Genomic DNA, 11,555 nt, shown 5'->3' with positions numbered 1-11,555 from the left:
CTTGCTTTGCAAGCGCATACCCCTCTCCGGCTGCGACTAAGCCCCGGACAGGTCCGGGGCAAGTCTCGCTTTCCTCTCCCGCACGGGGAGAGGGGAGGTGCAAGTTGGAAAGGCTCGCGCTAGATAGCCTGAACGATCATGCGACCCGAAATCCTCAATCCACTCTTCGCCGCGCTCACCGACCTGAAAGGCGTCGGGCCGCAGCTCGCCAAGCCGCTGACGCGGCTGGGGCTCGAGCGCGTCGTCGACGTGCTGTTCCATCTCCCGACCGGATTGATCTCGCGCTTTCCCGTCGAGCGGCTTGACGAAGCGCAGGCGGGACAGACGATCATCGTCGAACTGACTGCGCAGGATTACCGCCCCGGTCGTAGTCCGCGCGCGCCCTTCGGGGTGGAGGCGTTCGACGGCGCCGGTGACCATGTTCGCCTCGTTTATTTCGGGCGGACATCGGGACTTGCGCGCAAGCTGTTTCCTTTGGGCGAAAAGCGCCGCGTTTCGGGCCGCCTCGACCTTTATGGCGACATGCGCCAGATCGTGCACCCCGACCAAGTCGTCGAGCCGGGGGACGAGGCGGGGATCGCCGAGCATGAGCCGGTCTATCCGCTGACCGAAGGCCTGACCAACGCGCGACTGTCGCAGCTGGGGCAGGTTGCGCTTGAACGTCGGCCCGATCTTGCCGAATGGATCGACGCCCCGCTGCTCGCGAGCCGGGGCTGGCCGGCGTGGCGTGAAGCGATGGCGCGCGCGCACGCCAGCCCGCGTGACGAGGCCGCGCGCGACCGGCTTGCTTATGACGAGATTTTCGCCAGTCAGGTTGCGCTGATGCTGATCCGGCAGGGGCTGCGGACGCGCAAGGGCAGACCGATCGTCGGCGATGGCCGGCTGACCGACGCGCTGAAGCTGCCTTTCGGGCTGACGGGCTCGCAGGAGCGCGTTGGCCGCGAGATTGCGGGCGACATGGCGCAGGATACGCCAATGCTGCGCATGCTCCAAGGCGACGTCGGGTCCGGCAAGACGCTTGTCGCCTTGCGCGCGATGCTGGCGGCGGTGGAGGCAGGGACGCAGGCTGCGCTGCTCGCGCCCACCGAGATTCTGGCGCGCCAGCATTTCGCGACCTTGCAGCGGATGCTCGCGGGCCTGCCGGTCAACCTCGCGATCCTCACCGGACGCGACAAGGGAAGAGTGCGCGAATCGACATTGATGGGGCTCGCCGACGGCAGCATCGATATTCTCGTCGGCACGCACGCGATCTTCCAGCAGGCGGTGACCTACAAGGATCTCGCGCTCGTCGTCGTCGACGAACAGCATCGTTTCGGCGTCGCACAGCGGTTGATGCTGACGCAAAAGGCGGCGCGCCCGCCGCACCTTCTCGTGATGACCGCGACGCCGATCCCGCGCACGCTGCAACTCGCCAATCACGGCGAAATGGATGTGTCGCAGATCGACGAGATGCCGCCGGGGCGGACGCCCATCGACACCCGCGTGGTGTCGGTCGACCGGCTCGACGAAGTGGTCGACGGGCTCGACCGGCATCTGTCGACCGGCGCCCAGGCCTATTGGGTCTGCCCGCTCGTCGCCGAAAGCGAAGGGAGCGAACTCGCGGCGGCGGAAGACCGGGCCGTGCTGCTGCGCGAACGGTTGGGTGACGCGCGCGTCGGGCTTGTCCACGGCCGGATGAAGGGCCCCGAAAAGGATGACGTCATGGCGCGCTTTCAGGCGGGCGAAATCGGCGTCCTCGTGGCGACCACGGTGATCGAAGTGGGGGTCGATGTGCCCGCGGCGAGCCTGATGATCGTCGAACATGCCGATCGTTTCGGCCTCGCACAGCTCCACCAACTGCGCGGACGCGTCGGTCGCGGCACCGCCAAATCCATATGCCTGTTGCTCCGCTCGCAGAATCTGTCGGAAACCGCGCGCGAGCGGCTGGCGCTGATGCGCGATACCAATGACGGTTTCGTCATTGCAGAGAAGGATCTGGAGCTGCGCGGTGGCGGCGAGTTGCTCGGCCTCAAACAGTCGGGGGATGCCGATTACCGGCTGGCGACCGCCGAACAACTCGTCAGGTTGCTGCCGGTGGCGCATGATGACGCCCGTCTGTTCGTCGAGCGCGATGGCGGCATGGAGGGGGCACGGGCAGAGGCGGTGCGCCTCTGCCTCTATCTGTTCGAGCGGGATGCGGCGGTGCCGCTCCTGCGAAGCGGTTAGTTGACGTCGCCGCGGGCGCCCATGGCGCGGATCATCGGCAGATAATCCTCGACCGAGATGGATTTTTCAAACTGCAAACCCGTCTTGCCGGCAAGCGACCAGACGACTTTTGCTGAGGTTCGACCGATGATCGGCATGCGAAGCACGACGAGGTCACCGATTTCCAATCCGCGTTCAAAACGCATCAGCATGCCGTCGGCGCTGATGTTGACGCAGGTGCACATTTCCTGCCGTCCGTCGGGCATGACGAAGGGCAGGCGGCAATAGACGTCGCTACGCGGAGCAATCCGCTGGTCGAGGCCGACATAATGGGCCTTGCTGGTGTCGATCTTGCGCATTTTCGTGGACCTTGTTGATTTGACCATGACGATCCACCCGATTGCTGAAGAAGTCGTAAACGCTGGTCTGCGCTCTAGCGGGTCACAAGGCCATGTTTTTTTGACCCCAGGCTGACCGGAACGGGATCGGCGCCCGGCACGATGCGAAGCTGGGGGTCGCGAACGACTTCACCATCGACCTTTACCGCGCCCTCTTCGAGCTTGCGGCGCGCCTCCTTGTTCGAGCCTGCAAAGCCCAGTTCGCGCAGCGCATCGACGACGCTGAGCCCCTCGGCGGGCGCGACTGCTTGCGGAAGGTCGCCGCCAATCTGTCCCTTTTCAAAGGTTTGCGCGGCGGTTTCCGACGCAGCTTGTGCTGCCTCGTCGCCGCGGCACATCGTCGTCGCGGCGTCGGCGAGAATCTTCTTCGCTGCGTTGATCTCGGCACCCTCAAGTGCTTCGAGGCGCGCGATCTCGTCCATCGGCATATCGGTGAACAGCCGCAGGAACTTGCCGACGTCACGGTCGTCGCAGTTGCGCCAATATTGCCAATAGTCAAAATGGGACAGTTGTTCGGGATTAAGCCACACCGCTCCGGCGGCCGTTTTGCCCATTTTTGCCCCCGCCGCGGTGGTCAGCAGCGGAGTCGTCAGGCCATAGAGGTCGGCGCCGTCCATGCGGCGGCCCAGCTCCATGCCGTTGACGATATTGCCCCACTGGTCCGATCCACCCATTTGCAAACGGACGTTCATGGTCTTTGACAGGTGCCGGAAATCATAGCCCTGAAGGATCATGTAATTGAATTCGAGGAAGGTCATCGGCTGTTCGCGTTCGAGCCGCAGCTTGACCGAATCGAATGTCATCATGCGGTTTATGGTGAAGTGCGTGCCGACTTCCTGCAGCAGCTCGATATAGCCAAGCTTGCCGAGCCAGTCCTGGTTGTCGACCATCACCGCATCGGTCGGTCCGTCACCGAAGTGAAGGAAGCGCTGGAATATGCTGAAGATCGACGCGATGTTCGCCGCGATTGCCTCATCCGACAGCATCTTGCGGCTTTCGTCGCGGCCGGTGGGGTCACCGATGCGCGTCGTCCCGCCGCCCATCAGCACGACGGGCTTGTGCCCCGTCTGTTGCAGGCGGCGCAGCATCATGATCTGGACGAGGCTGCCGACGTGCAGGCTGGGCGCGGTCGCGTCGAAACCGATGTATCCGGGGACGATCTGTTTCGCCGCGAGTGCATCCAGCCCTTCCGCGTCGGTCGTCTGATGGATATAGCCTCGCTCATCGAGGAGGCGCAGCAGGTCGGATTTATAGTTCGTCATAGCGGGCGGGCGCTTAGCATGGGGTTTGATATTTGGATAGCATCCGCAGGGAACTGATCTGCCACCCCGATACGCCGGGCAAAGCGGTGCGTGCGGTCGCGGTTGAGGTCGGCCTGTCGTTCGAGGACGGCTTTGCGCTGCGCTTCGTCGTCGATGGCGCGGTCTCCGCACTCGTGCTGCCCGACGGCCAGGGCGAGCTGGTGATTGCCGATAGTGCGACCGACGGATTGTGGGAAAGCACCTGTTTCGAGGCGTTCCTGACCGAAGAAGGCGAGCCCGACTACACCGAGTTCAACTATTCGCCCGATGGTCGATGGGCCTGCTACCAATTCGACGATTATCGCTCGCTGCTCCGCGTCGATGATCTTGCCCCGTGGGAAATGGCGGCCGACAAGGGCGATCAACGCTATGCGCTGCGCGTCGAGCCCGGCATTTTTCCCGACAAGGGTGCGAAACTCGCGCTGTCGGCGGTGATCGAGGAGCTTGACGGCACCAAAAGCTATTGGGCGCTCGCGCACCCGCTTGGCAAACCCGACTTCCATCATCCCGATTGCTTTGCACTCACGCTTGGGGCACCCGACGCGGCATGACTGTTCACTTCGGCATCGACCGCCTGCTCGCCCACCCGGCGCTTCGCAAACCGCTCGAAGGCAAGCGCGTCGCGCTGCTCGCGCACCCCGCCTCGGTCACCGCCGACCTGGCGCACAGTATCGACGCGCTTGTCGCTTCGGGGCTCGACATCACCGCGGTGTTCGGCCCGCAGCACGGCGTGCGCGGCGACCTTCAGGACAATATGATGGAGTCGCCCGACTTCACCGATCCGATCTATGGCATGCCGGTGTTCAGCCTCTATGGCGAGGTGCGCCGCCCGTCGGGCCAATCGATGCACACGTTCGACGTCATGCTCGTCGACCTGCAAGACCTCGGCTGCCGCATCTACACCTATGTGACGACCCTGCTCTATGTGCTCGAGGCCGCGGCACAGCATGGCAAGGCGGTGTGGGTGCTCGACCGGCCCAATCCGGCGGGGCGGCCGGTCGAGGGCACCCGCCTTCTGCCCGGATGGGAAAGTTTCGTCGGCGCGGGGCCGATGGTGATGCGCCACGGCCTCACGATGGGCGAGATGGGGCACTGGTTCATCCGTCACTTCGGGCTCGACGTCGATTACCGCGTCATCGAGATGGAGGGCTGGGAGCCAAAAGGCCCCGGCTTCGGCTGGCCCACGGACCGCGCGTGGATCAACCCCAGCCCCAACGCCGCGAACGTCAATATGGCGCGCGCCTATGCCGGCACGGTGATGGTCGAGGGGGCGACACTCAGCGAGGGCAGGGGCACGACGCGTCCGCTCGAACTGTTCGGCGCGCCCGACATCGATGCGAAGGCGGTGATCGCAGAGATGCAGCGCCTCGCGCCGCAATGGCTCGGCGGGTGCAAGCTGCGCGATATCTGGTTCCAGCCGACCTTTCACAAGCATGTCGGCCAGCTCAATAGCGGCGTGCATATCCACGCCGACGGGCCGTGGTACGACGATGATGCGTTCCAGCCGTGGCGCGTGCAGGCGCTTGGCTTCAAGGCGATCCGCAGCCTCTATCCGGACTATCCGATCTGGCGCGGCAAGGATTTCAAATATGAATATACCGACGATGTGCTCGCGATCGACGTGATCAACGGCGGACCTGCCTTACGCGATTGGGTTGACGATGCGGGGGCGGACGCGGGCGACCTTGATGCGCTGGCGTCGCCCGACGAGGCCGGATGGCGTGCGGAGATCGCCGACCTGCTGATCTACTGAGCAAGGGGATGACGATGCATCGGCGGCAGTTTCTGGGCACGGCGGCGATAGGCGGTTTGGCGTTGAGCTTGCCTGCTTCATCCTTCGCCGCCGACACGGCGGGACTCCCGAACCTTGCCGCCAAGGCTGTGCCGATCGGCACCGCCGAGCGTATGGCGCGGATCGCCAAGGCGAAAGCGTTGATGGCCGCCAACGATATCGGCGCGCTGCTGATCGAGCCGGGATCGAGCCTCATCTATTTCACCGGCGTCGAATGGTGGCGCAGCGAGCGGCTGACCGCCGCGGTGCTGACGCGCGAGGGCGAGGTCGCGATCGTCACGCCTTTCTTTGAAGAACCTTCGGTGCGCGAGAGCCTGGGCGTCGAGGCCGAGGTGCTGACGTGGAACGAGGACGAGAACCCGCTCGCCGTGGTCGCCGCATGGCTCGGCAAGCGCGGGCTGGCGAAGGGCAAAATCGGGGTCGAGGAAACCGTGCGCTATTTCGCGGTCGACGGCCTCGAAAAGGCGATGCCGGGTGCGACGGTGGTCAATGGCGCGCCCGTGGTGCGCGGCTGCCGGATGCACAAGTCGCCCGCCGAGATCGCGCTGATGCAGATCGCGAACGTCATCACACTTGCTGCTTATCGCCACACCGCGCCGCGCATCGAGGCTGGCATGACCCCGGCGCAGATCGGCGCGATCATGGCCGCGGCGACGCGGGCGCTGGGCGGCAAGAGCGAGTTCGAGCTGATACTGCTTGGCGAAGCGAGCGCCTATCCGCATGGATCGGGCAAGCCGCAGGCGGTGCGCGAGGGCGAAGTCGTGCTGATGGACTGCGGCGCGACCGTCCACGGCTATCAATCCGACATCTCGCGCAGCTTCGTTTACGGCAAGGCGACGACGCGCCAGCGGCAGGTGTGGGACCAGATGCGCAAGGGGCAGGACGTCGCATTCGCCGCGGCGAAACTCGGCACACCCGCGGGCAAAGTCGACGACGCGGTGCGGGCCTATTATGAAAGCCTCGGCTGGGGACCGGGTTACAAGCTGCCCGGCACCTCGCATCGCACAGGCCACGGCATCGGGCTCGATGGGCATGAACCGGTCAATCTGGTGCGCGGCGAAACGACGAAGCTCGCGCCCGGCATGTGTTTCTCGAACGAACCGGGAATCTACATCCCCGGCGAATTCGGCATCCGGCTTGAGGATTGTTTCTACATGACCGACAACGGCCCCAAATGGTTCAGCGAACCGCCACCGTCGATCGACCGGCCGTTCGGCTGATCCGGCGCTTTCGGCCGCTGGACGAGGCTGACCAGCACGAACGAGATGATCATCAGCAGATACCAGCTGCCGAGCTTTTCCAGCCCCACCATGTGCCAGCCATCGTCCTGGCTGGGATAGGTCCAGGCGCGGGCGAAGGTGCCGATATTCTCGGCGAACCAAATGAACAGCGCGACAAGCCCCCAGCCGACGAGCAAGGGCATCCGGCGGTGGACGTGCAGCGGCCGGAACCACACCTGACAGCGCCAGAACAGCAGCGCCGTCGCCGCGAACAGGAACCAGCGGATGTCGTAGGTCCAGTGATGCGCGAAGAAATTGACGTAGATCGCCGCCGCGAGCGCATAGCTCGTCCACATCGGCGGATAGCCGGTGTAGCGAAAATCGAAGATGCGCCACACGCGCGCAATATAGCTGCCGACCGCGGCATACATGAAGCCCGAGAAGAGCGGCACCGCGCCGATGTGGAGCAGGCTCGCTTCGGGATATTGCCATGACCCGGCGGCGGTCTTGAATAATTCCATCACCGTGCCGACGATGTGGAAGATCAGGATGACGAGAGCCTCTTTCGGCGTCTCCAGCCGAAAGGCGAGCATGCCTAGCTGGATCAGCACCGCGCCGATCGTGATCGCGTCATAACGGTGGAGCGGCGCGTCGTCGGGCCAGAACAGGTGCGTGCCGAGCAGCAGCGCGAGCATCAGCCCGCCGAACAGGCACGCCCATCCCTGCTTGAAGCCGAAGACGAGAAATTCGAGGAACCAGCCGCGCGGTCCCGGCGTGATCGCCATCGCCTCCAGCCGCATCCGAACGGCGTGAAAGCGCGACTGGCCGCGTGGCGCGTCAGACATAGACGGCGACCCAGGCGATCAGCATCGCGGCCGGCAGCAGCAGCGCCTGCGCCAGGATCGTGCCGACAAGGCGGCTCAGCGAAATCAGCGTGATGGCGCGGCGGAAATCGGCCTCGTCGACTTTGCCCTCGACCGCGTCGTCGGTCATCACCGACAGCTGCGGGTCGATGAAGGCGAAGAGCAGGATCGTCGCAAAGCCATTGATCAGCGCCGACAGCTGCGATGCCGTGACGCGAAACTCGGGTGCCAGATAACCAGCGTAGAGCGAGGCGACGACGCCAACAGCAAGCAGCGACTGCGCGAGGCAGTTGGCGATCAGCACGCCCCAGCCGATCCCTTTCGGCATTTTCCAGCGTTTGAGATGCGCAAGGCTGGGAAACGTCAGCGAGCGGCCCAGGGTGCGCAGTCCGCTCGGGCTCACCGCCTTGACCGCCAGCTTTGTCGTCGACCGGTTGGTCTGGTACCAGCCGATCGCCGCGGCAAACATCCGCTGTCCGGTGGGCACCAGCAGGATGCCGATCAACGTCGCGACGCTCGCCGCGGCGAGCACCAGCTGCATGTCGATGAACAGCGACGCGCCGTTGCCGTCATGCAGCCGCGTCTCGATCCTTTTGGCGAGAAAAGGGCCGAGGAAGCTGTTCGAGGTGCGCGAAAAGAGCACGAGGATGTTGAACAGCGCGAACGACATCGCAATCCGCCGCGTCCGCACCCCGGCAATCCGCGCGGCATAGGCAAGCGCGCCGATCAAATTGATGAAGCCGGTAAGCAGCAGGATGGTGACGAGGGGGAGGTCGAACATGGCGGGGTCTAATTTCTCGTCATTGCGAGCGAAGCGAAGCAATCCAGGGCGGTTTACGCGAACTCCGGATTGCCACGGGCCTTCGGCCCTCGCAATGACGATTAAATGAAACTGTGGATCAATGCTTGCGCGTCAGCTCGCGCATCGCATCGTCGAGCCCCGACAGGCTTAGCGGGTACATGCGATCGTTCATCAGCTGTTTGATGAGCTTCACCGACTGGGTGTAGCCCCAATGCGCCTCGGGCACCGGGTTCAGCCACACCGCGGCGGGATAGACATGGGTGATGCGCTGGAGCCAGACCGCGCCCGATTCTTCGTTGAAATGTTCGACGCTGCCGCCCGGGTGGGTGATCTCATAGGCGCTCATCGACGCATCGCCGACGAAGATCACTTTATAATCATGGCCGTATTTGTGGAGGATGTCCCACATCTGGTGGCGTTCGGACCAGCGGCGCTTGTTATCCTTCCACACGCCTTCGTACGGGCAATTGTGGAAATAGAAGAATTCGAGATTCTTGAATTCAGTCGTCGCGGCGCTGAACAATTCTTCGCACAGCTTGATGAAGGGGTCCATCGAGCCGCCGACGTCGAGAAACAGCAGCAGCTTGACCGCGTTGCGCCGTTCGGGGCGCATTTTGATGTCGAGCCAGCCCTGCCGCGCGGTGCCGTCGATCGTGCCCGGAATGTCGAGCTCGTCGGCGGCACCCTCGCGCGCGAATTTCCGGAGGCGGCGCAGCGCGATCTTGATGTTGCGGGTGCCGAGTTCCTTGGTGTTGTCGAGATTCTGGAACTCGCGCTTTTCCCAGACTTTCAGCGCGCGCTTGTGTTTGCTCTCGCCGCCAATCCGCACGCCTTCAGGGTTGTAACCCGAATTGCCAAAGGGCGACGTGCCGCCGGTGCCGATCCACTTGCTGCCGCCCTCGTGGCGCTTCTGCTGTTCCTCGAGCCGCTCTTTCAGCGTCTCCATGATCTTGTCCCAGTCGCCCAGCGATTCGATCGCCGCCATTTCCTCCGGGGTCAGGAATTTTTCGGCCACGGCTTTCAACCAGTCGGCGGGGACGTCGACCGGATTCTGCCCATAATCGGACAGGATGCCCTTGAAGACCTTGTTGAACACCTGGTCGAAGCGGTCGAGCAGGCCTTCATCCTTCACATAGATGGCGCGCGACAGATAATAGAATTGCTCGGGGCTGCGGTCGATCACCTCGCGGTCGAGCGCCTCCAGCAGCATCAGATGCTCTTTCAGGCTGGCGGGAATGCCCGCGGCACGAAGCTCGTCGAGAAAGCCGAAAAACATGGGGGGAGGGTTATCGCCTCGCGGCGTGGCGTGCAATCCCTTTACGTAAACGGAAAGTGAGGGCGGGGGATTGGAAACAATGGCAGCTAACGACCGATAGCGGACGTTAGGCGGGGGCGGTTGATCTTTCGGCGGCAGCAGAACTCGCGGCCAATCGCACAACGGACACCCAACCACGCGGAATATTATGGAAGCCAAAATACCCGCGCGCCATCCATCGGGCGAGGAAGAGCTTCGCCATCGGGTGCCCTTCTTCAGCGGCGTGTTCCATTAGGGGGCGGACCTGTCGGCGCGCCAAGGACGTCTTCGACCGCGTGTAGCGGCTCCAACCAAGCCAGAAATAGGCCGGTATGAAACCCGACGCGACCCCGTCGTTCAGGGTGCTTTCGCAAGCATCATAATGCCCCAGTTCGGCAAGCAGGCGGGCGTAATAAAGCGTAGCCATCCACGACCCCGCGCCGATGGCACGATGGTAATATTTCAGGGCCATATCCGGATCGGCGGCTACTCCGGTACCAGTCCAATAGTGCCACCCAACCTTTTCCATCGACCAAGCTGAGCCGCCATCCACAGCCTCGAGATATAGTTGGAAAGAAGCTGCCGGATCTTCTTCGGCAATCTTACCGGCATGCTGGATCAGGTCCCAACTATGATCGCCTTCCTCGGAAAGAAGCTCGATTTGGTTGGAACTGGCTCGCTCCCAAGCATCGGACTGCGCCCAAAGACGATCCCACTCTTCATCACGCGTCTCGCGGATCATCGGCTCACCATCCGTCCACGTGAACATCAGCCTCGCTATTGTCCAACTGCGAAATACTACCGCGATTGATGTCCGCTCACCACCCCCAAACCGACTTCGCCGCAACGGGTTAACCGCCGAAAAAAAAGCCCCGCCGAAGCGGGGCCTTTGATTATTGGTCGAGGAAGCTGCGCATCTTGCGGCTGCGGCTCGGGTGCTTGAGCTTGCGGAGCGCCTTCGCCTCGATCTGGCGGATGCGTTCGCGGGTCACGCTGAACTGCTGGCCGACTTCCTCGAGCGTGTGGTCGGTGTTCATCCCGATGCCGAAGCGCATGCGCAGCACGCGTTCCTCACGCGGCGTCAGCGAGGCGAGGACGCGGGTGACGGTTTCCTTGAGGTTCGATTGCACCGCGGCATCGACCGGAATGACCGCATTCTTGTCCTCGATGAAATCGCCGAGGTGGCTGTCTTCCTCGTCGCCGATCGGCGTTTCGAGGCTGATCGGCTCCTTGGCGATCTTCATCACCTTGCGGACCTTTTCGAGCGGCATCGACAGCCGTTCGGCCATTTCCTCGGGCGTCGGCTCGCGGCCGCTTTCGTGGAGGAACTGGCGGCTGCACCGGACCAGCTTGTTGATCGTCTCGATCATATGGACCGGGATGCGGATCGTGCGCGCCTGGTCGGCGATCGAGCGGGTGATCGCCTGCCGGATCCACCAGGTCGCATAGGTGCTGAACTTGTAGCCGCGGCGATACTCGAACTTGTCGACCGCCTTCATCAGGCCAATATTGCCTTCCTGGATGAGGTCGAGGAATTGCAGCCCGCGGTTCGTATATTTCTTGGCGATCGAGATGACGAGACGCAGGTTCGCCTCGACCATTTCCTTCTTGGCGATACGCGCCTCGCGCTCACCTTTTTGCACCATGTTCACGACGCGGCGGAATTCGGTCAGGCTCATGCCCGCGGCTTGCGCGATTTCG

11 protein-coding genes are annotated in these 11,555 nt (G+C 63.4%); 4 read left to right on the top strand and 7 right to left on the bottom strand.

The genetic code is table 11. From position 1 onward, the window contains the following. Positions 1–138: 138 nt before the first annotated feature. Positions 139–2,205, top strand: coding sequence for an ATP-dependent DNA helicase RecG (recG, locus tag A3E77_RS14080; protein ID WP_293647019.1), 2,067 nt, complete (start codon positions 139–141; stop codon positions 2,203–2,205). On the opposite strand, the gene A3E77_RS14075 is transcribed toward recG, so the two are convergent. Together A3E77_RS14075 and tyrS are read right to left on the bottom strand one after the other, a co-directional pair. Further along, on the bottom strand, positions 2,202–2,543 hold the full coding sequence (locus A3E77_RS14075) for a PilZ domain-containing protein (protein WP_037516333.1): 342 nt from the start codon (positions 2,541–2,543) through the stop codon (positions 2,202–2,204). The genes recG and A3E77_RS14075 overlap by 4 nt on opposite strands. Before the next feature lie 74 nt (positions 2,544–2,617). Beyond that, positions 2,618–3,844 carry a tyrosine--tRNA ligase gene (gene tyrS / locus A3E77_RS14070; protein ID WP_293647017.1) on the bottom strand — a complete coding sequence of 409 codons (1,227 nt, stop codon included), beginning with the start codon at positions 3,842–3,844 and terminating at the stop codon, positions 2,618–2,620. A gap of 32 nt (positions 3,845–3,876) precedes the next feature. Between tyrS and A3E77_RS14065 the strand changes: the two genes are divergently transcribed. The 3 genes from A3E77_RS14065 to A3E77_RS14055 are packed head-to-tail and all read left to right on the top strand — an operon-like array spanning position 3,877 to position 6,895. Further along, entirely contained in the window at positions 3,877–4,434 is a 558-nt protein-coding gene (locus A3E77_RS14065) for a DOMON-like domain-containing protein (protein WP_293647015.1), read from the top strand. Next, entirely contained in the window at positions 4,431–5,636 is a 1,206-nt protein-coding gene (locus A3E77_RS14060; RefSeq protein ID WP_293647013.1) for an exo-beta-N-acetylmuramidase NamZ family protein, read from the top strand. The genes A3E77_RS14065 and A3E77_RS14060 overlap by 4 nt, the downstream gene beginning before the upstream one ends. An 8-nt stretch (positions 5,637–5,644) precedes the next feature. Next, complete coding sequence (locus A3E77_RS14055) at positions 5,645–6,895, top strand: M24 family metallopeptidase (RefSeq protein ID WP_458574451.1); 1,251 nt, start codon at positions 5,645–5,647, stop codon at positions 6,893–6,895. On the opposite strand, the gene A3E77_RS14050 is transcribed toward A3E77_RS14055, so the two are convergent. The 5 genes from A3E77_RS14050 to rpoD all read right to left on the bottom strand — a co-directional run. Beyond that, on the bottom strand, positions 6,826–7,740 hold the full coding sequence (locus A3E77_RS14050) for a DUF817 domain-containing protein (protein ID WP_293647011.1): 915 nt from the start codon (positions 7,738–7,740) through the stop codon (positions 6,826–6,828). The two genes, A3E77_RS14055 and A3E77_RS14050, sit on opposite strands and share 70 nt — an antisense overlap. Continuing rightward, positions 7,733–8,539: a lipid II flippase Amj family protein gene (locus tag A3E77_RS14045; RefSeq protein ID WP_293647009.1), complete on the bottom strand. Its 807-nt coding sequence runs from the start codon at positions 8,537–8,539 to the stop codon at positions 7,733–7,735. The genes A3E77_RS14050 and A3E77_RS14045 overlap by 8 nt, the downstream gene beginning before the upstream one ends. 118 nt (positions 8,540–8,657) lie before the next feature. Further along, positions 8,658–9,836, bottom strand: a complete 1,179-nt coding sequence (locus tag A3E77_RS14040; protein ID WP_293647007.1) for a vWA domain-containing protein — start codon at positions 9,834–9,836, stop codon at positions 8,658–8,660. A 106-nt stretch (positions 9,837–9,942) separates the two neighbouring features. Continuing rightward, complete coding sequence (locus A3E77_RS14035) at positions 9,943–10,623, bottom strand: tetratricopeptide repeat protein (RefSeq protein WP_293647005.1); 681 nt, start codon at positions 10,621–10,623, stop codon at positions 9,943–9,945. A 124-nt stretch (positions 10,624–10,747) separates the two neighbouring features. Further along, the coding region (gene rpoD, locus A3E77_RS14030) for an RNA polymerase sigma factor RpoD (RefSeq protein WP_293647003.1) at positions 10,748–11,555 on the bottom strand (808 nt) is incomplete at its 5' end.

Origin of the sequence: Sphingopyxis sp. RIFCSPHIGHO2_12_FULL_65_19 (assembly GCF_001830555.1) — a bacterium.
Taxonomy (GTDB): domain Bacteria; phylum Pseudomonadota; class Alphaproteobacteria; order Sphingomonadales; family Sphingomonadaceae; genus Sphingopyxis.
Note: the sequence above shows the minus strand (reverse complement) of the source record. Positions and strands in the feature narration are given on the sequence as shown.